The organism is Geodermatophilus amargosae (assembly GCF_900116515.1).
In the GTDB taxonomy this organism is placed as follows: domain Bacteria; phylum Actinomycetota; class Actinomycetes; order Mycobacteriales; family Geodermatophilaceae; genus Geodermatophilus; species Geodermatophilus amargosae.
In genome coordinates this window covers 1-20,988 of record NZ_FPBA01000014.1, presented here as the reverse complement: position 1 = coordinate 20,988, position 20,988 = coordinate 1, and the positions used below count along the sequence as shown (strand labels likewise).

The window sequence follows — 20,988 nt, the reverse complement described above, 5'->3', positions numbered from 1 at the left end:
TCATCGGAAGAGGTCCCAGAAGCTGCCCGACGTGTCCCACGGCCGCCCGGCGCCGTTCCCCGGCTCCGGCAGCGCGTGCCGCACCAGGAACAGACCGGCCACGAACGGCAGGATCCCGACCCCGAAGCCGATCCCGCCCAGCGCGGCGCGTCCGGGGTCGACGATCGCCAGCACCATGCCGCCGATCGACACCACCAGTCCCACCACGATCCCCATGACGCCCCACACCGTCCGCGTCCGCATGTCACTCCTCCCGTCGCAGCGGAGGACTGTCACACACCGTGACGCCGATCGGGCGGTTCCTGCGCGCGCAGGAAGTCACCAGGCACCCGCGATGCAGAGGTCCCCCGCGCCGGCGACGCGGCTGGGAGGAGCGCCGGGCAGCACGGCGCGCGAGGCGGATCCGGACGCGGATCATGCCGGGTTCCGCGCCACCGCGCCCTGCGGTACGCCGCCTGCCACCATCGCGTCATGGGTCACGGCCACGCCGTCCAGGAGGAACTCCGCGAACCGGGCCGCGCGCTGCGCCGCGCGATCCCCGAGGTCTACGACGGCTACCGCACGATGCACGCCGCCGCGTACGCCGCCGGTGCGCTGGACCAGAAGACGAAGGAACTGATCGCGCTCGCGATCGCGGTCGGCAAGGAGTGCGACGGTTGCATCGCGTCGCACGCTCGTGGCGCCGTTCGCACCGGCGCCACCGAGTCCGAGGTGGCCGAGGCGCTCGGCGTCGCCATCGCGATGAACGGCGGACCGGGCACCGTGTACGGCGCACGCGCCTTCGCCGCCTTCCGGGAGTTCGCCGAGGAGGCCGCCCCCTCGCAGGGATGACCCGGTGACCTCCTCGGCAGGGGCGGGGCCGTGTGCCATCGGCGCCACGATCCGTCGGACACTCCGCGGGGCGGGTCAGCCGTCGAGGACTGCGGCGGGGCCCTCGGCGGCCTCGCGGCCCATGCCGGGGGGCACGTGCTGCCGGACGGTGAGCGCGGTGGTGGCGCGGCGTCCCGGAGCCCGACGCGGGTGGCCGCCCGGTACCCGGGATCCCTGTGCACGGAGACGGTCCCGCGGTCCCGGCCGGTGGCTCTCGTCGTCGGCGGTGGGGCCGTCAGCAGCACCGGGACCGTCCGAGGGGCATGGCCTCGGCGGCGCGAGTCGTGTGGTGTGCCGTCTTCGGTACCCACGGTGAGACGCACGCCGCGTGCCGTCCGCGAGCGCCGCCGCACCGGCTACCGTCGAGGGCATCGAGTGACGCACGTCACAAGGGGGCCTCCGTGACGACCACGACGCCAGCACCGCGCCACGCCGGATCTGCCCGGGGACGGGCTGCTCCGGTGCCGTGGGTGCCGCAGTCCGAGTCCGAGGCGCTGGCCTCGGTCGAGAGCGCCGAGCCGGTCGGCGTCCCCACCTCGCGCGGCATGGCGCGGGCGGTGCTCTCCACCCTCGCCCAGCCGGGACCCCTCGCCCGGGAGGCCGCCCGGCTCGGACGGGACTCGGTGCGCATCGTCCGCGGCACCGACGAGATCGCGCCCTCCCCCAGGGACAAGCGCTTCGCCGATCCGGCCTGGTCGACCCATCCCGGTTACCGCCGGCTGGCCCAGTCGTACCTGGCGGTGACCCGGTCGCTGGACGGCCTCGTCGACGCGTACGAGGCCGGCGGAGCCGACTGGCGCGAGGTGGAGCAGGCGCGGTTCGCCCTCAACGCACTGACCAGCGCACTGGCGCCGACCAACACGCTGCTCGGCAACCCGGCCGCGGTGAAGCGGGCCTTCGACACCGGTGGCCGCAGCGTCCTGCGCGGACTCGGCCACATGCTCCACGACCTGCGGCACAACGGCGGCCTGCCGACCCAGACCGACCGCAGCGCGTTCACCGTCGGCAAGGACCTGGGGATCTCACCGGGCGCGGTCGTCCACCGCGACGAGGTCATCGAGCTCATCCAGTACACGCCGACGACCCCGCGTGTCCGGCAGCGCCCGGTGGTCATCGTGCCGCCACCGATCGGCCGGTTCTACTTCCTGGACCTGCGGCCGGGACGCAGCCTGGTCGAGTACGCGGTGAGCCGGGGCCTGCAGGTCTTCATGATCAGCTGGCGCAACCCCACCAGGGAGCAGGCGGACTGGAGCCTGGACACCTATGCGCAGCGCGTCGTCGACTCGATCGACGTCGCGACCGAGATCACCGGCTCCCCCGACGTAACCGTGCTCGGCCTGTGCGCCGGCGGCCAGGTGATGACCACGGCGCTCAACCACCTCGCCGCGACCGGCGACGACCGGGTGGCCGCCGCCGGCTACGCGGTGACGCTCCTGGACTTCTCCAGACGGGCGCCGCTCGGCGCCTTCTCCGGCCCCCGGCTGATCGAGCTCGCCCGCCGGAACTCACGCCGGCGCGGGGTCATCAGCGCCCGCGAGATGGGGTCGGTGTTCAGCTGGATGCGCCCCGACGACCTGATCTTCAACTACCTGGTCAACCAGTGGCTGATGGGCGAGGACCCGCCGGCGTTCGACATCCTCGCCTGGAACGCCGACGGCACCAACCTCCCCGCGCGGCTGCACGAGCAGTTCCTGGAGATCTTCGGCACCAACGCCCTGATCCGGCCGGGAGCGATGCGCGTGCTCGGCACGCCGGTCCACCTGAGCCGGATCACCGTGCCGACCTTCGTCACCGGGGCTCTCACCGACCACCTCACCCCCTGGGACGGCTGCTACCGAACGACGCAGCTGCTGTCCGGACCGAGCACCTTCGTGCTCAGCTACAGCGGGCACATCCAGAGCCTGGTCAACCCGCCGGACAACCCGAAGGCGCACTACTGGACCGGCGGGGAGCCGGGACCGGATCCCGAGGCCTGGCGCGCCTCGGCGGAACGGCACTCCGGCAGCTGGTGGGAACCGTGGGCGGAGTGGATGCTCGAGCGGTCCGGCGAGGAGGTGCCGGCGCCGACGGCCCGGGGCAGCGTGGCGCACCCGCCCCTGGAACCGGCCCCGGGCTCCTACGTCCTGGACCGTCGACCGCGCTGAGGGCGGTCGCCGGCTCCGCCAGGTGAACGCCTCGCGCATCTCCCGGACGCCGGCCCCCGCTCGGTCGCGGCGGTGTACGCCGGCCCCTCCGCGGCGGCGCCCGAGGCGGAGGCGCCCGAGGCGGAGGCGCCCCTGGACCTCCACCACGCAGGATCCGCCCCGTCACGGCGTAACCGGCACCGAGCCTGGCCTGCTCAGCGAGCTGCAGCACCATCGTCTCGTCCGCCTGGTGGGGACGATCACGTCGATGCTGTCGAGCGAGGACCGGGGCACGCTGTCCGGGTCGGGGCAGGCGCCGGTCTCCCGCGTCCCCTCCGACCGGGTGGCCGTCGGAGGGGACGCGACCCGGGTCAGCCGGTGCGCCGGCCGATCAGGGGTGCACCTTCGCGAACTGCAGGAAGGTGGTGATGCTGTCGACCTGCGCGCCGCCGTCGAGGGTGACGCCCTGGCTCGGGTCCCATTCCGGGGTCTGGTTGAGGAAGGACGTCGGGTCCGCGCGGAGCTGGCCGAGGATGGTCTCGGCGACGATCCGGCTGCCCACGGGTCCCAGCCGCTCGCCCTTCCCGATGACCTCGGCTTCCTTGAGCACGTAGAACCACAGCGGGGTGTCCTCGAGGAAGCCCCCGTCGATCAGCGCGTCGTCGACCGGTGAAGGCGGAACAGGGCGTTGGCCGGGGACGGGGACCGTGATCAGCTGCTCCCGCGTGAGCGGTGTGATCCCCAGCGACCGCGCCACCGCCTGGCCGGTCGGGATCGCGAGCCGGTACCCGCGGAGCAGGTTGCGGACGGCCAGTCGCTTGAGCAGCCGCCGGGTGCGGTCGGAGATCTCGTTCGCGCCCTCGTTGGACAGGTCGGCCAGCGGCGAGGCGATGCGGGTGTCGATCTTGCGAGCCAGTCGCACCGGCACGTTGTCGGGCGTACCGCTCGGACGCGGCTCGGCCCCAGTGAGCCGCTCGAACCTGGCCGGCCAGTTGTCCGGGAGCGTCGGATTGCCGCCGAGACCGCCGTTGCCCGTGAAGAGGAAGAGCAACCCGAACGGGGAGGACGGGGATCGCGTGCCCGGAGCGCCGAAGTTCTCGTTCCAGTCGTACGCGCCGCGGATCATGCTGTGCCCGAAGCGGTAGGCGGCAACCGAGAACTCCAGCGGCATGAAGACCTCGTCGGGCAGGGTGGCCTCGTCCAGCTCCAGCTTCGGCTTGATGGTCCTGTCCACCACGAGCCCCGTGAAGACCTCCTCGTCGGTGAGCCTCTTCAGGAAGTCGTGCACGGTGATCCACTGGTAGTGCCACTCCACGAGCTGCCGCGTTCGTGCGAAGGTCCCGTTTCCGGGGACCGTGACCTCGGGGTGCTCCGGCAACCACCTCAGGACCTCGTTGTGGAACTTGAGGAAGGCCAGGTGCAGCTGGGCGATGATGAGGTTCTCGTCGTTGCGGGCGTCGCCGATCTGGGCCTTCTTGTTCACACGCTTGAGGTCGGCGCCAGGCACCTGCGCCTGATCGGACTGTCCGGCCACGGGCGCCACCGGGCTCAACCCGGTCTCGATCGCGAGTCGGCCGTCTTCCTCGTAGGGGACTTGGTCCTCCTTCCCGGAGGCGTCGGGGCCGTTGCCGTAGACGGAGTCCAGGTTGAGCTGGGGCTCGCGGAGGTTGCGCAGCTTGTGCACGACCTTCTCCGGCTGCAGGGGCTGCAGCGGGAGGTCGGTGATGCTGAGGTCGTCGTCGCGGTCGGTGTTCGCGGTCAGGTCGTGGTCGACGAACTGACCCCAGTAGGTGTAGATCGGCGGGACGGTGGAGTCCCCGGCCGCCGAGGGCGGTTGCTCGACCATCGCGGCCCCGAGGGCCTTGAGCGAGGCGACCACGGCCGCCGAGGGTTCGACCGGCAGGTGCGCGGCCGGGTAGAGACCCTGCAGGTCCTTGAACATGTACCCGAACGGCGTGGACCTCTCCTCGACCGCGACCCACCGCATGCCGTCGGCAGAACGGCGGTCGGGGTCGACCCTGGGGACCTCGTCGGCGAGGACGTGTCCGCCGTGGTGGACGTCGGTCAGCACGCGGGGGACCTCGGAGGTCCGCGCCGGCGCGCCGCCTCCGCCCTCCGGCCGTTCGACAGCCCCCTCGCGCTGTCCGGGGATGCCCTCGAGCACGCGCTGGCGGTCCGGTGTCGTGGTCATGGGTGACCTCGCTGTCCTGTCGGTGGTGGAGGTGTCCTCGACGGCTGGCGGCCGAGTTCGTCGCCGAGGGTGCTGCGGCCCCGTCACGACGGCGTCACCTCTCCGTCACGGGAGGACGGTCGCGTCCGGTCAGCGCGGCTTGTTCGGGACGTAGTAGGTCAGACCGGCGGCTCCGCCCAGGGCTACGAGTGCGGACACCACAGCCGTGAGCCACTGGCCGGCGGTGATGGAGTCGAAGCCCGTCTCCGCACCACCCAGTGCGGTGACGAGCGCGGACAGGAACGCGAGGACGGCGCTGTACAGAGCCGCCACCCAGGCCTTCGCGGCCGTCGTCCGGCCCGTCCCACCCTGATCCGTGCCCTGCTCTGTCCCGACGGGCGCTGACATGACCACTCCTCTCCTCGGGGCTCACCGGAGCCAGGAGCGATGGTCGACGAGCAGGCGTCACCGATCCGTCACCGGACGTCAGAGTCCGTTGACCGGGTGCGTGCGGCTCGCGATGCTGGGTGCTCGGGCAGGCACGAGCAGGTGCTGGTGCCATCCGTCCCGACGTCGATCTCGCAGCCCGCCCGGCTCCGCTCGCGGCGACGACACGGCGCCCGGGGCCCGACCGTCACCCGGATCGGCTGATCGCATGCCCAGTCTCGGAAACGCCTGGCACCTCCCCTCGGACCCCCGCCCGCGGGGCCGCGGCGGGATGCTCGATCCCGTCGGGCCGATCCTGGACGGGACCCACGTCACCGTGATCAGTGGCAACCAGTCCACCGGCGGAGGCGGCGTCCCCGGCGACCAGCTGCAGGACGGCAGCGTCGTCCTCGTGCGACCGCAGGGCGACGCCACCTGGGACCCGGTGCAGCTGGAGTTCCTGCGGGACGAGGGGAACGACGAGTTCTTCGCCGCGAGGTTCCAGGTCCCTGAGACCGCCTCACCGGGCGACGCCGTCGAGTACTACCTCCGGATCGCCTACAACGACCGGGACACGACCTTCGTGCACGCCGACGACACCACCGGAACGGCGACCACGGCCGACGAGGCGACGGCGCAAGCCGCCCCCTTCCGCTTCACCCTGGATTCACCCGCCGCGAGCGGCCAGTGCGGGCCGGTGTTCCCGCTGTCGAACGTCGCCATCCACACCACCGTGCTCCCGAACGGCCTGGTGCTGATGTGGGGCCGGCGCGACGACCCGGACGGGGGGTTCGACCGGGCGCCCAGCACGCCCTTCCTCTGGGACCCCGCCACGGGCCAGGAGGTCGGCCAGGTGCCCCTCCCGGACGACGGCACCGGTGCCCGGGACAACCTCTTCTGCGCGGGGCACGCCTTCCTCCCCGACGGGCGCCTGCTCGTCGCCGGGGGGCACGTCACCGACAGCGCCGGACTCGACACCGCATGGCTCTACGAGCCCGGCGACCGGGACGACGCCACCGGCGGGCTCGGCCGCTGGACCCCCACGGCGAGGATGAACCGCGGCCGCTGGTACCCCACCGCGACCGCCCTGCCGGACGGCAGCGTGCTCCTGGTGTCCGGGAGCTTCTCGGTCAACGGCGACGGCCGGCCCCCGTTCGAGAACAACCGCGTGCCCCAGGTCTGGAAGGACGGCACCTGGACCTCCCTGTCCGCCATGCCCGACGGGCAGGCGCTGGAGCTCTACCCCCGGATGCACGTGCGCTCCGACGGCACCGTCTTCATGTCCGGCCCGCTGGCCGACAGCTGGTCGCTCGCCCTCCCCGACGGCGGGACCTGGACCCGGGGGCCGACCCGCGACGGTCACCGCCGGGACTACGCGCCGGCGGTGACCCACGCCGTCGACCGCGTCGTCTACATCGGCGGCGGGACCGACGAGGGCGTGACGCGGCCGACCGCGGACGTGGAGGTCGTCGACCTGCGCGACGCCGACCCGCGGTGGCGGGACGGCGCCCCGATGCACGTGCCCCGGCGTCAGCACGACGCCACGCTGCTGCCCGACGGCACGGTCCTCGTCACCGGCGGGACCCGCGGGGAGGGCGACGCCTCGGAGGCCCTGCCCGGCTTCAACGACCTGCGCCCCGGGCAGCCCGTGCACCGGGCGGAGCTGTGGGACCCGGGGCCCGACCCCGCGCCCGACGGCCAGGTGGGCAGCTGGACCGAGCCGGCCGCGGAGGAGGTGGACCGCTGCTACCACTCCACCGCGGTCCTGCTCCCCGACGGCCGGGTGCTCAGCGCCGGCGGCGGCGAGTACGGGCCGGGCCCGGGGGGCGGGCCGAACGACCCGCTGGACAGCCACCGCGACGCCCAGGTCTTCTCGCCGCCCTACCTGTTCCGCGGCCCGCGTCCCGCCATCGTCTCCGCCCCGGCCTCGGTGACCTACGGGGAGACCTTCCGGGTGGAGACCGACGCCCCCGAGGACGTCCGGCGGGTGACCTGGATCCGGCTGCCGTCGGTCACGCACACCAACGACATGAGCCAGCGGATCGACGTCCTCGCGTCCACGGTGCGCGACGGCGCCCTCGCCGTCACCGCGCCCGCGCTGCCCACGACCTGCCCCCCGGGGCCGCACATGCTCTTCGTGCTGGACGCCGCCGGCGTCCCGTCGGAGGCCGCGATGGTGCGCATCGCGCTCCCCGCCGGACGCGGCACCGTGGGTCCCGCCGCCTCGCCGCTGGCCCCGGCGGTGCCGACGGTGACCCCGGGAGCGACGGTCGTCGAGGACACCAGGCCCGCACCGGCGCCGGGCGCCACCCGCGTGGTCGTCGGCATCACGGGCACCTGCCCCTACGGGATCGGCGCGTGCTGGGGAGGGGCGGACGAGGCACTGCGCCGCCTCGACGGCGTCCGGGTGGTGGACCCCCACCCCGACTCGGCGACCTCCACGGCCGTCGTCCACCTCGCGGACGGGCGGCTGCCGGAGCTGGACCGCTGGCGGGAGCAGTTCGCCGCCTCGGCCAACGGCAGCTACCGGCTCCGCGGCGTCGAGGTCGAGCTCACCGGCGTGGTCTCCGGCGGAGCAGGAGGGCTCGTCCTGGACAGTGGCGGACCGCGGCCTCCGGTACGCCTCGTCCCCCTCACCCCTGCTGCGGTCGTCCAGTGGGACACCACCACCGGCTCGCCTGCGACGGCGACTCCCGAGGAGCTGGCGGCCCACGACCGGCTCGACGCCGGCACGACCGCCACGGTCACCGGACCCCTGGCCAGGGAGGGCGCGGAGTACGTGCTCGCCGTGAGGTCGGTGGTGGCAGCGCAGCGGCCGGGATCCGGCGGGGACACCCGTCACCGTCCGGCCGCACCCGTATCACCGCCCTGACCGGGCCCTCTGACAGGACGGGACCCGGCGGCAGCCGGGCCAGGAGCACCACGGAGGTGGCCGTGCCCGGACGCACCCTGGGTTCGGGACGGGAGGGCGCAAAGCCCCTTGTCCGCGACGACGGGACCGGAGGAGCCTCCCCGCCACGCCCGGGCGACCGGAAGCGGTCGCCGCGGGTCCGACCAGAGGTCGTGGAGGGACCATGACGGTCACTGCCCCGCCGGCACCGGGTACACCCGAGCACGTCGACACCGTGGTCGTGGGATCGGGCTTCGGCGGCTCCGTCGCCGCGTACCGCCTCGCCGAGGCCGGGGTCGGCGTGCTCGTGCTCGAGCGCGGGAAGGCTTACCCGCCCGGGAGCTTCGCGCGGACCCCGGCCGCCATGAGCCGCAACCTCTGGGATCCCAGCCAGGGTCTGCACGGGCTGTTCGACGTCTGGACCTTCCGCGGCCTCGAGGGAGTGGTCTCCAGCGGGCTCGGCGGCGGATCGCTGGTCTACGCCAACGTGCTGCTGCGCAAGGACGAGAAGTGGTTCGTCCACGAGTCCCCCGTCCCCGGCGGCGGGTACGAGAACTGGCCCGTGAGCCGGGCCGACCTCGACCCGCACTACGACGTCGTCGAGCAGATGCTCGGCGCCACGCCCCACCCCTACCCCGACACCCCCAAGACGGCGGCGATGCGGGACAGCGCGCGGCGGCTGGGCCTGGACTGGCAGCTGCCGAACCTGGCGGTGACCTTCGCCCCGGGCCCCGGCGAGCCGCCGGTCCCCGGGGCACCGGTCCCCGACCCGCCGTACGGGAACCTGCACGGCCTCCCCCGGCGCACCTGCCGCCTGATCGGTGAGTGCGACGTCGGGTGCAACGAGGGCGCGAAGAACAGCCTCGACCACACGTACCTGTCCGCGGCGGCGCACGCCGGTGCCCGGATCCGCACACGCTGCGAGGTGCGCGGCTTCACCCCCCGGGTGGGCGGCGGCTACGAGGTCCGCTACGTGGTCCACGACCCCGCCGCCGAGGGACACCGGACGCGGACCGGGGCGCTGCCCCAGCACCGCGTCACCTGCGACCGGCTGGTGCTGGCTGCCGGCACCTTCGGGTCGACCTACCTGCTGCTGCGCAACCGGTCGTCCCTGCCCGGCCTCAGCCGCGCGCTCGGCACCCGGTTCTGCGGCAACGGCGACCTGCTCACCTTCCTGCTGGACGCCTCGGACCCGTCCGCGCCCGACCGGCACCGCCGCATCGAGGCCAGCCGCGGTCCGGTGATCACCAGTGCCATCCGGGTGGGTGACGCCGTCGACGGCCGGGGGGACGGCGGCCGCGGGTTCTACGTCCAGGACGCCGGCTACCCGGTCTTCGTCGACTGGCTGGTCGAGGCCACCCAGCTGCCCGGCACGGCCCGGCGGGTCGCCCGCTTCGCCCTGAGCCGGCTGGGCGCGCGGCTGCGCGGCTCCCCCAAGACCGGCCTGTCCGCCGAACTGGCCGCCCTGCTCGGACCCGGCCGCCTCTCCGACGGCTCCCTGCCCCTGCTCGGCATGGGACGGGACGTCCCCGACGGCGTCATGCGGCTGCGTGGCGGGCACCTCGACGTGGACTGGACGACCACGACGTCCCGGGACTACTTCGAGGGCGTCCGGGACACGATGCGCCGGATCGCCGACGACCTCGGAGCGGACTTCCGGGACAACCCCCTGTGGTGGCGCCGACGGGTCGTCACCGTCCACCCGCTCGGCGGGGCGCCGATGGGCCGGCACGCCGGGGAGGGGGTCTGCGACCCGTACGGGGAGGTGTTCGGCTTCCCCGGCCTCTTCCTCCTCGACGGCTCCTCGATGCCGGGTCCGGTCGGCGCCAACCCGTCGCTGACCATCGCCGCCCTGGCCGACCGTGCCTGCGACCACCTGCTGTCGACCCGGTGGACCCCGGCGCGGCAGCGGGGGTCCGTCGCCGCCACCGCCGCCGGCGGGACGCCGTCCGCGGAGCCGGGCCCCCCGGCGGACCGGCGGAGGGTCGGGGCCACCAGCCTGTCGTTCACCGAGGAGATGAAGGGCTTCCTCGCCCTCGACGTCGACGACCCGGTGGAGGGCGCCGCGCTCGGCCGGCAGCTCGGCCAGCGGCTCGCGTTCCACCTGACGATCACCGCGGACGACGTCGAGCGGTTCGTCGCCGACCGGGACCACGAGGGCGTCGCGGTGGGCTGGGTGGACAGCGACGTGCTGGGCGGCCGGCTCTCCGTGACCCGCGGCTGGTTCAACCTCTTCACCCGGGACGACGACCCCTCCCGCCGGCGGATGCTCTACCGGCTGCACTTCGCCGACGGCACCGGCTCCCCCCTCACGCTGGTGGGCGTCAAGGACGTCCACGACGACCCCGGCCTCGACGTGTGGCGGGACACCTCGACGCTGTCCGTCCGCGTCCTCTCCGGGCACGTGGCACCCGGCGGTGACGGCGGCGCGCGGGTCGTGGGCGCCGGCGTGATCGAGATCCTCCCGGCGGACTTCGCCCGGCAGCTGACGACCTTCCGCACGGAGGGACCGAACCCGCTCGAAGCGGTCGGGGCCTTCGGCCGGTTGTTCCTCGGCCAGCTGTGGGAGGTCTACGGCCGGCAACTGGAGAGGGCAGGGCGATGAGGGTCACCGAGCTCCGTGAGCACGAGGACGCCCTCGGCTTCCGGCCGCAGGAGGCGGTGCGGTGGCTCTCGCCGGCCGAGCTGTGGCGGGCCGGCGTCAAGGTCGTGCTGTCCTCGCTGTTCGCCGACTACGCCGACAAGCGCGAAATCCAGGCCGGGCTCCCCGCCGGACCCGCGCTCGACCTTCGGGGCGGGCCGGACGCCGACCTCTGGATCGACTACGTCGCCGACCTCGGCGACGGCTTCGACGCGACCTGCACCGTCGCCTCGCTGCTCGCCGCGGACAAGCTCGAGCCGACGGTCACCCCGGGCGCGACCGGGGTCCCGGGGCCGCTGCCCCGTGCGGGGTTGCTCGTGCTGGGCGGCGACGAGGTGTACCCCACCGCGTCCGCGCGCGCCTACGAGGACCGCATGCGGGGGCCCTACCGGTCCGCGCTGTCCAGCGCCGGGCAGGACGGCGATCGACCGCTCATGGTCGTCCTCCCCGGTAACCACGACTGGTACGACGGGCTCACGTCGTTCCTGCGGACGTTCACCCAGGAACGGCTCATCGGCGGGTGGCGCACGGCGCAGAAGCGCAGCTACTTCGCCGTCCGGCTGCCGCACGGGTGGTGGCTGCTGGGCCTGGACAGCCAGTTCGGCAACGACCTGGACGAGCCGCAGCTGCGCTGGTTCGACGAGGAGGTCTCGCGCCACCTCGAGCCCGGCGACAGCGTCGTCCTCTGCACGGCCACCCCCACGTGGGTGGAGAGCGCGGAGGAGGTGGACGACGAGGAGCAGGCACAGGCGCGGCGCGACGCCTTCAACTCCCTGCACTGGTTCGACCGCCAGTACGTCCGCCGGCGCCCGGACGGCCGCGGCGGCCGGGAAGAGACCGGGGCGAGCGTGCGGCTGTGGATCACGGGGGACAGCCACCACTACGCGCGGTTCGCCGAGCGGCTGCCCACCGATCCCGACGACCCGCCCGAGGGTCACACCGGGACGGCACCCTCCCTCCGCCCGGACCCGCGGCGGCGCCAGCTGGTCACCTGCGGCCTCGGCGGGGCCTACCTCGCCGCGACCCACGGCCTGCCCGAGGTCCTCGCCCTCCCGCCGGCGGGGTCCCGCATGCGGGAGAAGGACCACCCGACCGGCTTCGCCCGCGCCGAGGTCTGCTACCCCGACCGCGCGACCTCGGCACGCTTGTCCCGCCGGCTCGCCCTGCCGTGGTCGCGGTACTGGCTGCTGCGGCGCAACCCCCACTTCGGCGCGCTGGCCGCCGGGGTGCACGTCGTGCTCCTCCTCGTCCTCTCCTGGCTGCTCGGCGGGACCACGCGGCAGGGCCCGGTCTCCGCGCTGCGGACGGCCGAGGTCCCCGACGTGCTGCCCCTCCTCGCCTGGGTCACGGTCCTCCCCGTCGTCGCCCTGCTGGTCCCCTGGCTGCGCAGGCCGACGCGCCGGTCCCCGGCGGCCGCCCGGTCCTCCCCTTCCGGGAGAGCCGCCGGCCGGCGGCCGGCGCGGACCCGGTCGCTGCGTGCCCCCTCGCCGGTCGTCGCAGGCGTGCTGCTGCAGCTGCTCGTCGCCGACGGCGTCCTGCTCACCGCGGTGGCCGTGGACGTCCCGGCGACCGCCCCGGGATGGCTCGTCCTGGCCGCCGGCTGCGCGTGGGCCGCGGCGGTGGGCTGGTTCCTGGGGAGCGAGGCCTTCGCCGTCTTCGTCCTGCTGGCCGGCTCGGGCCAGGTCTTCGGGTGGCAGATGTCCGGGCAGGCGGTCGAGGACGGCAAGGGCTTCGTGCGGATGCACGTCGACCACACCGGCACCCTCACCCTCCACCCGCTGGTCGTGGACGAGGTGTGCCGGGACTGGACGCTCGTCCCGGACGTCGACGCACGCGGCGGGGAGGACCCCCGCTGCCGCCGGGCGGTGCCCGCCGGGGACCTGCCGGTCCCCCGCCTGCTCGAGGACCCCGTCGTCATCGCCCCCACCGGAGGTGCCACGTGACCACCGCAGCACCGGCACGGCCCACCACCCGGGCCGACCACGTCACCGAGGTCGTCCCCCTCGCGGCGCTCGACGGCCGGCCGCTCACGGTGGTGCACGTGCAGGGCCGGCACCCACCGACGCGCGGCCCGGTGCTGCTCGTGCACGGCGCCGGGGTCCGCGCCGAGCTCTTCCGTCCCCCGCTCCCCCGCACCCTCGTCGACGCCCTGCTCGACGACGGGTGGGACGTGTGGATGCTCAACTGGCGGGCGTCCATCGACCTCGACCCGGTCCCGTGGACCCTGGACCAGGCAGCGGCCTACGACCACCCCGCGGCGGTCCGCCACGTGCTCGGGGCCACCGGCGCCGACCGGCTCAAGGCCGTCGTCCACTGCCAGGGCTCGGCGTCGTTCACCATCGCGGCGGTGTCCGGGCTGATGCCCGAGGTGGACACCGTCGTCAGCAACGCCGTGTCACTGCACCCGGTCGTGCCCCGCCTGTCCACCCTCAAGATCGGCCGCCTGTCACCGCTGATCGGCCGCGTCCTGCCCTACGTGTCGCCGGGCTGGGGGGACCGGCCCGCCGGACCGCTGTCCCGGGCGCTTGTCGGCCTCGTCCGTGCCACCCACTGGGAGTGCGACAACACGGTGTGCCGGATGGTGAGCTTCACCTACGGCAGCGGCTGGCCGGCGCTGTGGTCGCACGCGAACCTCGACGACGCGACGCACGACTGGGTGCGCGGCGAGTTCGCCGAGGTGCCCTTCACCTTCTTCGCCCAGATGGACCGGAGCATCCGCGCCGGTCACCTGGTCCCCGTCTCGGCGCTGCCGGGACTGCCGGAGTCCTACGTGGCGGAGGCGCCCCGCACCGACGCCCGCTTCGTCTTCCTGGCCGGTGAGGACAACCACTGCTTCCTGCCCGAGAGCCAACGCCGCTCGCACGCGTTCTTCGCCCGGCACCGCCCGGGCCGCGACACGCTGCACCGCATCCGGGGCTACGGCCACCTCGACGTCGTCTTCGGCCGCGACGCCTGGCGCGACACCCACCCACTGATCCTCGAGGAGCTCGCCCGATGACCTCCGTGCTCCCCCTCGTCCGGGCCGCGCTGTCGGTGCTGCCGTCGGCCGTGCCGCGCCGCCAGCGACGGCTGGCCGGCCGGCACGCGCTGGTCGACGGCATCCCGTTCACGATGCCCGTCGACTCCACCGACACCCCCGCGCTCATGGCCGGCTTCCCGGTGGAGGCGGCAGCGGCGGCGCGGTTGCTGCCCGGCGGCGAGGTGCACCCGCTGCGGCTGCTCGACGGCCGTGGACTGCTCGTGGTGACCGTCGTCGACTACACCAGCACCGACATCGGCACCTACGTGGAGTTCTCGCTCGCCCTGGCCTGCACCCACGGCCCCCGCCCGGCGCCACGCCTGCTGCCCGGCCTGCTGCCGGGCACCTTCGGGACCGGGCAGTTCGTGCTGGACCTGCCGGTCAGCAGCGAGATCTCGGTGAAGGGCGGCAAGGGCATCTGGGGGATGCCGAAGCACCAGGCCAACCTCGACTTCGTGGTCACCGACACGACCGTCTGCAGCCAGTACGACGTCGACGGCCTGCTGGGTGCACGGATCGAGGTCGACCGGCCGGAGCCGACCGGCCTGCCCCTGCGGGTGGGGGCGGTGAACTACTGCGTGTTCCGCGGGATGCTCATGCGGTCGTCCGTGTACGTGGAGGGTGCCGCGGACGTCGCGCTCGGCCGGCGGGCGAGTGCCCGGCTGGTCCTCGGCGACAGCCCGTACGTCGCCCCCCTGCACTCCCTGGGGATCGCGGCGGACCCGGTCTTCACCGCCTTCCTGCCCACGACCCGGGGAGTCCTCGACGACCACCTCGAGTGCTGGTTCGTCACCACCGAGGAGCCCGGGCGGGTGTTCGGCGAGCCGTTGGAGAGCGTGGTCGGACTGGGGCTGTCCACGGCGTGGCTCGAGCCGCCGACGGCCGTGCCGGGCCGCTCCTGAACGACCCCGCCACCCGTCGCGCGGCCGACCGGTGCCCGGTGACGGCCCGGTGACGCCCCGCCGCGAGGCTTCCCCGTGTACGGGACCCACGCGGGACGACCGTCCCACGCCGAGGAACGGAGGAGACCGTGGTGCGTCTCATCGAGGTCCGCCAGCCCCGGCAGCACGACCTCGTCGCGAGGACCTTCACGATCGCCGGCTTCGCCTCGGGCTTCGAGGGGACGGTGCTCTGGCGCCTGGTCGAGACCGACGGCGACGTCCTGGGCGAGGGACTGGTCCAGGGGGCGGGGTCGATGGGCGTGGTCGACGACTTCGGCCACGACGTCTCCCTGCCCCCGGGGACCGACGCCCGGGGGACCCACGTCCTCCTCCAGGTCTTCGGTGACGACCCGTCCGGGGAGAACCCGCCCGGGCCGGACCTGGACCAGGTCCGGGTGACCCTGTTCACCGGGCTGAGCGGCTTCCGGCTGCACGAGGTCGTCCGGGGGGACACGCTCACCGCCATCGCGCGCGACCACGGGCAGGACACGACGGCCACCGACGTCTTCGAGGCCAACCGGGACACGGTGATGGACCCGGACCGCATCTTCCCCGGCCAGGTCCTGCGCGTCCCGCTGCTGTGAGGACCACACCCGTGGGCCGCCCCACCCAGTGCGGTGGTCCGGGCGAACCCCTCCGGAACAGCGACCCGCAGATCGCGAGCGCGGCCCACGACGCGGCGGCTCGGGGTGCCGAGATCTCCCTCGCCGACCCCACGGGGCTCCACCTCCACCGGTTCCTCGTCGGCGGGATGGAGACCCCCGACGGGGCGAGACCGGCGCCCTTCTGGACCGTCGAGCGGGGCGCCCGGGCCACGTGCTCCGCGCGAGCTACGCCGTCCCGGCCGAACGGGGCCACGCGGTCGGGGACGCCAGGGCCGACGGCCAGCCGATCCGCTTCGGGGCGCAGCTGGCCGGCCGCGTCAGCGTCCGGCTGACCGCGCTCGTCCGCCCGGCGGACCACAGGCCGGCGCGGCTCCCCTGCGTGGACTGACACCCCGGCACTGCCCGCGACCCGACCGCCACGACCGCGGTGTCACGTGGGCCCGGGTCCGCGCGTCGGCTTCAGGACGCGACTCGGCCCGACCCTCCGATGCCCCGGACCTGGCGGCCGTGGGCAGGGCTCCCCGGGTGGTGCTCCTCGTCCTCGCCGGGCACCTCGCCGGGACGTTCCTGTCGTTCGTCACCGCTCCCGAGTTCGTGCCCGTCGACGGCAACCCGCTCCTGCTCACGGCCGACGGCACGTTCGTCGTCGAGAACCTGGTGCTGATCAGCGCGGCCCTCGTCCTCGTGGGTCGAGAGTCCCGGGGCTCCCGGTCCCGTCACGCGTCCGCCGTCTCGTGACCGGTCGCCGGCCGCGCACCCCGAGCCCGTGCGTGACCCGGGCCTGAGCCGTCGTCCCCACCGGTCCGAGCCGTCCCCGGCCCGGACCGGTGGGACACCGGTGCCGTGCCCCGGACCGCCACGGCGAGGCCACCACGCTGTCGCAGACCCGGGGGACGAGGGAACCGCGTGGACGGCGACGGTGACGACGGCCCGGTCCCGCGACTCGTCGCCGCGGCGTTCGACGGCGACCAGCGCTGTGCGGGAGGCGCTCAAGGGCTGATGCGTTCGGCTCGATGGGTCGTGCCGTCCGCCGTGGTGAAGGTGCCCCCCGGGAGCTGCAGTGGAGGCGCGTCGCTCGGGGCACCGTCCAGGTTGGTGATCCCGACCTGGCTCCAGTCGGGAAGCACGACCCAGCGGATCAGGGCCTCCACGCCGTCGATCACCGTCCGTGCCCGGTACACCCCTGCGGGCTCGGTCGCGACGGTCGCCACGAACCGGGTGGACAGGGTCGGCGCCACGAGGTCGCCGGCGAGGGTGTCGCCGTCCACGGTGCCGGTGAGGGTCGTGCCCGCTGCGTCGGTCAGGTCGAGTCGGCCGTCGTCGACGGAGCCCTCCAACCAGGCCTCGAGCTCCCTTCCGTCGCACAGGTAGGCGGACGCCCGCCCGGCGAGGACGACGATGGCCAGACTGGCCCTCCCGTCCCCCGTCCGGCCGGCGAACACCGCCTCCTGCACCGAGGGCGAGGGCGAGGGCGAGGGGTTCGGGGTCCCCGACACCGTGGGTGTCGAGGTCGTCCCGGGATCGCCGTCCGCCGGGCCGGCGAGGCCTCTGACGTACCCGACCAACGTGGCGGCCAGCAGGAGCGCGGCGAGGACCGCCACGATGCCGAACTGCCATCCGCGGAGGCGCGCCCGGCGGCGCGTCGACCCGAAGCCTCCGTCGCCCTGCGGGTCGCCGGTCGGATCGGCCGACGACTCGTGGACGAAGGGGATGCCGGCGAGGATGTCCTGGTACTCCTGCGCGGCGTCCGGGATCGACATCCCGCCGAACTCGAGCCGGGTGCGCAGTCCGTCCAGCATCACGCCGGCCGCCTCCGCGGCGCCGATCCGGGACCTCAGGTCGTGCGACTTGTCCAACTGCGCCGACACCGCCGCGGTCACGGAGACCACGAGCGCCCCCAGGCACAGGAGTCCCCACACCTTCGACGGCCGGTCGAGGGACAGTCCCGCTCGCACGGTCTCGGCGAAGGGCTCACCTCCGAATGCCGGCCCTGCCGTCAGGGCCGCGGCCAGCGCGCTGCTGACGATGCTGATCGTCAGCAGTCGTCGGCTGGCCGGCTCCTTCTCCCGGACGTAGACCTCGATGGCGGCGCGCCTGTCCCGGATCGTCTCCAGCAGTCCCGTCCGTGTGTCGCCCTGCACGTCAGGGTCCCACCGGGAGAGTCGTCCGCTCAGGCGTTGCGGGAGCGCGCCCCAGGTGCGCGTCCGGAGCACCTGCTGCCGGCGGCCCACCCGGCACCACGACCGGTTCCACGTCCATGCTCACCCTCCGTGCTCGGCCCGTCCGACGCTAGGGACGGGCCGTCACGGTCCCGTCACAGCCGCGACGCCCCAGGGAACACGGTGGACAGCGGCACAGGGAGCCGATCCGAGGGCACGCGCTCGGCGACCCGCTGGAGGGGGAAGAGGTGGCGCGGCCGCCGTGGGAGGGGGAGGTCACGCACCAGGTCGCTCAGCTGCCTGCTCGGGAAGACACCCAGCTCATCGGCGCGAGCAGTGTCCTGCAGGCCTCGTAGGCGCTCATCGCCTCGAGGGTGTTGCCCTCGGCGAGGTGCACGCGGATCAGGGTCCGGTGGGCGCTCTCACGGAGCGGCTCGACGCGGACGGCCGCGTACGCCGCCTGGAGGGCCTCCCCGTACCGCCCGACGACGGCGAGCCTGTCGGCCAGCGCCTCCAGCGCGTGCATGCGCAACTGCCGCAGACGCTCCCGCTCCAGGAGCACCCACTCGTCGAACCAGCCGGGCAGCAGCTCCCCGCCGAGCCGCAGGTCGGTGGTGGACAGCTCGTCCAGGTCCGACTCCGGGTCGCGCACCCGCCGGGCCCAGCCCGCGAGCTGACGCACGTCGACCGCGACGCCCTCGGCGAGCGACAGGGTGTCCCCGTGCATGCGGACGAGACCCGGGGCGATCCTCTGGAGCCGCCAGAGGGCCGAACGGAGACTCCCGTTGGCGTGGTGCTCCGGCACGTTCGGCCAGAGCTGTCCGGCGATCACCGCCCGTGCCGGTCGGGGGGCGAGGCTCAGGTGGGCGACCAGACGCTGGATGCCGCGAGGGAGGACGTCGGCCGCTCCCTGTTGCGACGTCCCGACCCGGAGGGCGAACCCGTCGAGCAACTGCACGCGCGCAGCCGGTGCTGACCCCACGTCGAGTTCCCCCTCCGCGTCCTCGTGCGTGCCCGCAGGACGGAGATCCGGGACGAGCCGTGTCGAGAGGGTCCTGTCAGTTCCTGAACGGTGTCAATCGACCCCGCTGCGGCTCGGTGGATCCGTCCCGGCGCCGTCGAGTCCGGTGGGTCACGCGTCCGTGTCCGTCGGGTCCGTGGCCTGCCCGGCGAAGCCGTCGAGCCAGGTCCGGACGGCGTCGAGCACGGCACCGGGAGTCGACGCGACGGCGACCGTCACCTCCTCCGCCGGAGTCCCCGCGGTGACGTCCCCGAGGGTCAGGAGCCGCGCCCGGAACTCACCGGCGTCCTCGAGCCAGACGCGGATGAGAAGTGTCGCACTCGGTCGGTCGGCCACGTCATCTCCTATGGGACACCACGCAGCGTCGCACTGCCCGCCCTCCGGGGACCCGCGGCGCGGACGAGGTGCGTCGACCCATGCTCGGAGGTCACGCTGCGTGGCGCAGTCCCCCGTACGGATGACCTGCCGGTGACGACGGGGGACCGCAGGCGACCGCGGACGTCGTCCGGACCTCCGGGCACGTGCCGCCGCTCCTCGTCCGCGGCCGGCGCCCCTCCGGTGGAGGACCGGACGAGCGGGGGTGCCGGGCTGTGCTCGTCAGCGCCTGAGCGTGCCCTCGGACGTCACCCGGCCTCCGAGGACGCACCGCCCCGGACCGGGTCGCAACTCGTCCGGCGGTCCCGGTGCTGGGTCGACGACGCCCGGCGGACCCGCGGGACGTGCTGGACCAGCCGGGTCATCTGCTCGGTCGGGGCCACGCCCAGCTCGTCCTCCAGCATGGTCCGGAAGAACTCGTAGGCCCGCACCGCCTCGGCCACGTTCCCCTCGGCCAGGTGGATCCTCACCACCATCCGGTGGGCGCTCTCCCGCAGCGGTTCGGCGCGGACCGCTGCGTGCGCCGCCTGCAGGGCCTCGCAGGGGCGGCCGAGGGAGGCGAGCCGGGCAGCCACCGCCTCCAGCGCCTGCATGCGCACCTGACGCAGTCGCTCCCGTTCGAGGAGGACCCAGTCGTCGTACCACCCGGGGAGGAGGTCGCCGAGGAGGGCCGCGTCCGGCAGGACGACGTCCTCGACACCGGTCGGCGCCATCGCCCGCCGCGCCCAGGCACCGAGGTCACGCACGTCGACCCGGACGTCCGCCGCCAGGTGCAGGGCACTCCCCGACACCTCGACCAGGCCGGGCGCTGCCTTGTTGAGCCGCCACAGGGCCGATCGCAGGCTGCCGTGCGCGTGGTCCTCGGGGACGTCGGGCCAGAGGTGACCGGCTGTCGCCGTCCGGGTCGCCCGGGTCGACAGGCACAGGTGGGCGACCAGCCGCTGCACCGCACGTGGCAGGTCGTCGGCGGTCGACCGCCCGCGGCCGACCAGGTCGAGCTCGAAGCCGCCGAGCAGCGTGACGCGTGCGGCTGGTGGACGGTCCACGGACGTGGTCCTCCCTCTGCGGGACGAGTGGCGGGGAGCGGGAGCCGGAGCCACCTCGGCCGCCTCCTGAGGACGCCGCTCGGACGACCGTGCAGGGGCAGCCGCGGGCACCGACCGTGCGGGGCCCCGCACGGGTCAGGCGTCGCCGCCGGCGGGGACCCGGAGATGCCGGAGCAGTGCTGCGCCACGTCGGTCGCGGCACAGCCGGCTCCGGGACGTGGGCGTCAGCCGCACGTGGACGGGGTCGCGCTCCCCGTGTCGGGGGACGACCGGCGGGTTCAGGTGATGCGACACCCGGGCGCCCGGCCACCCGGGTCGCTGCCGTCCGCGATGGTGCTCCTCGGTCGTGGGTGTCCGACGCTGCCCGACATGGCTCCCCCTAGTACTGCAACGGCAGTTATGGCGGTGCCTGTCCGCGGGCTCGGTAGTGGGCGGCGCGGGCCTGGGCCTGGCGTCGTCGGCGCCACCAGGACCAGTCGGCGGTGTGGTCGAGGTCGGGCCGCGGTGTATGGATGAGGGTGTTGAGCAGGCGGCGGAGCTCGGGCACGGTCAGCGCGATGAGCTGCTCGGTTGCGGCTGCAGACCCCCCTTTTCCGCGCTGGCGCGGGTGGCACTCAGATAGGCGTGGGCGAGCATCGCCAGGGTGATGTGCCGATACCAGGCGGTGTAGTCCCGCACCTGGTAGGAGGCCAGCCCGGCCTC

The 20,988-nt window shown here is 74.3% G+C and carries 17 protein-coding genes and 1 pseudogene; 10 read left to right on the top strand and 8 right to left on the bottom strand.

Going from position 1 to position 20,988, the window contains the following annotated elements; translation table 11 throughout:
• Entirely contained in the window at positions 1 to 243 is a 243-nt protein-coding gene (locus BM414_RS17400) for a hypothetical protein (protein WP_093581322.1), read from the bottom strand.
• A gap of 228 nt (positions 244 to 471) precedes the next feature.
• Between BM414_RS17400 and BM414_RS17395 the strand changes: the two genes are divergently transcribed.
• Entirely contained in the window at positions 472 to 831 is a 360-nt protein-coding gene (locus BM414_RS17395) for a carboxymuconolactone decarboxylase family protein (RefSeq protein WP_093581320.1), read from the top strand.
• 509 nt (positions 832 to 1,340) lie between these two features.
• Positions 1,341 to 3,014 (top strand): PHA/PHB synthase family protein, encoded by a 1,674-nt coding sequence (locus BM414_RS17390; RefSeq protein WP_093581514.1) that lies wholly within the window; start codon positions 1,341 to 1,343, stop codon positions 3,012 to 3,014.
• Between the two features lie 370 nt (positions 3,015 to 3,384).
• Here the strand turns inward: BM414_RS17390 and BM414_RS17385 are convergent, their stop codons facing one another.
• Positions 3,385 to 5,184, bottom strand: a complete 1,800-nt coding sequence (locus BM414_RS17385) for a peroxidase family protein (protein ID WP_093581318.1) — start codon at positions 5,182 to 5,184, stop codon at positions 3,385 to 3,387.
• A gap of 129 nt (positions 5,185 to 5,313) precedes the next feature.
• The gene (locus BM414_RS17380; RefSeq protein WP_139245929.1) at positions 5,314 to 5,571 is read right to left on the bottom strand and encodes a hypothetical protein; all 258 of its coding nucleotides are present in this window, start codon (positions 5,569 to 5,571) and stop codon (positions 5,314 to 5,316) included.
• A gap of 247 nt (positions 5,572 to 5,818) precedes the next feature.
• Here BM414_RS17380 and BM414_RS17375 point away from each other — a divergent pair, with 247 nt between their 5' ends.
• The 8 genes from BM414_RS17375 to BM414_RS17345 all read left to right on the top strand — a co-directional run bounded on the left by BM414_RS17375 (position 5,819) and on the right by BM414_RS17345 (position 16,423).
• Positions 5,819 to 8,461, top strand: coding sequence for a galactose oxidase early set domain-containing protein (locus BM414_RS17375; RefSeq protein ID WP_139245928.1), 2,643 nt, complete (start codon positions 5,819 to 5,821; stop codon positions 8,459 to 8,461).
• Positions 8,462 to 8,663: 202 nt separating this feature from the next.
• Positions 8,664 to 11,084, top strand: coding sequence for a GMC oxidoreductase (locus BM414_RS17370; protein ID WP_093581312.1), 2,421 nt, complete (start codon positions 8,664 to 8,666; stop codon positions 11,082 to 11,084).
• The gene (locus BM414_RS17365) at positions 11,081 to 13,063 is read left to right on the top strand and encodes a metallophosphoesterase (RefSeq protein WP_093581310.1); all 1,983 of its coding nucleotides are present in this window, start codon (positions 11,081 to 11,083) and stop codon (positions 13,061 to 13,063) included. Before BM414_RS17370 ends, BM414_RS17365 begins: the two co-directional genes overlap by 4 nt.
• On the top strand, positions 13,060 to 14,118 hold the full coding sequence (locus BM414_RS17360; RefSeq protein ID WP_093581308.1) for an alpha/beta fold hydrolase: 1,059 nt from the start codon (positions 13,060 to 13,062) through the stop codon (positions 14,116 to 14,118). Before BM414_RS17365 ends, BM414_RS17360 begins: the two co-directional genes overlap by 4 nt.
• Positions 14,115 to 15,041 (top strand): acetoacetate decarboxylase family protein, encoded by a 927-nt coding sequence (locus BM414_RS17355; protein WP_093581306.1) that lies wholly within the window; start codon positions 14,115 to 14,117, stop codon positions 15,039 to 15,041. Before BM414_RS17360 ends, BM414_RS17355 begins: the two co-directional genes overlap by 4 nt.
• Before the next feature lie 131 nt (positions 15,042 to 15,172).
• Positions 15,173 to 15,664, top strand: a complete 492-nt coding sequence (locus BM414_RS17350; protein WP_175551652.1) for a Gmad2 immunoglobulin-like domain-containing protein — start codon at positions 15,173 to 15,175, stop codon at positions 15,662 to 15,664.
• Between the two features lie 232 nt (positions 15,665 to 15,896).
• Complete coding sequence (locus tag BM414_RS29500) at positions 15,897 to 16,073, top strand: hypothetical protein (RefSeq protein WP_175551651.1); 177 nt, start codon at positions 15,897 to 15,899, stop codon at positions 16,071 to 16,073.
• A 119-nt stretch (positions 16,074 to 16,192) separates the two neighbouring features.
• Positions 16,193 to 16,423 (top strand): hypothetical protein, encoded by a 231-nt coding sequence (locus tag BM414_RS17345; protein WP_139245927.1) that lies wholly within the window; start codon positions 16,193 to 16,195, stop codon positions 16,421 to 16,423.
• Between the two features lie 251 nt (positions 16,424 to 16,674).
• Here the strand turns inward: BM414_RS17345 and BM414_RS17340 are convergent, their stop codons facing one another.
• The 5 genes and pseudogenes from BM414_RS17340 to BM414_RS28520 all read right to left on the bottom strand — a co-directional run.
• Entirely contained in the window at positions 16,675 to 17,826 is a 1,152-nt protein-coding gene (locus tag BM414_RS17340) for a hypothetical protein (RefSeq protein WP_093581302.1), read from the bottom strand.
• Positions 17,827 to 18,136: 310 nt separating this feature from the next.
• Positions 18,137 to 18,571, bottom strand: a complete 435-nt coding sequence (locus tag BM414_RS30905; protein ID WP_245784797.1) for an AfsR/SARP family transcriptional regulator — start codon at positions 18,569 to 18,571, stop codon at positions 18,137 to 18,139.
• Positions 18,572 to 18,976: 405 nt separating this feature from the next.
• Positions 18,977 to 19,201, bottom strand: coding sequence for a hypothetical protein (locus tag BM414_RS17330; RefSeq protein WP_093581300.1), 225 nt, complete (start codon positions 19,199 to 19,201; stop codon positions 18,977 to 18,979).
• Positions 19,202 to 19,488: 287 nt separating this feature from the next.
• The gene (locus BM414_RS17325) at positions 19,489 to 20,286 is read right to left on the bottom strand and encodes an AfsR/SARP family transcriptional regulator (protein WP_093581298.1); all 798 of its coding nucleotides are present in this window, start codon (positions 20,284 to 20,286) and stop codon (positions 19,489 to 19,491) included.
• Positions 20,287 to 20,835: 549 nt separating this feature from the next.
• A pseudogene (locus BM414_RS28520) lies at positions 20,836 to 20,988 on the bottom strand (IS701 family transposase); the annotation flags it as partial.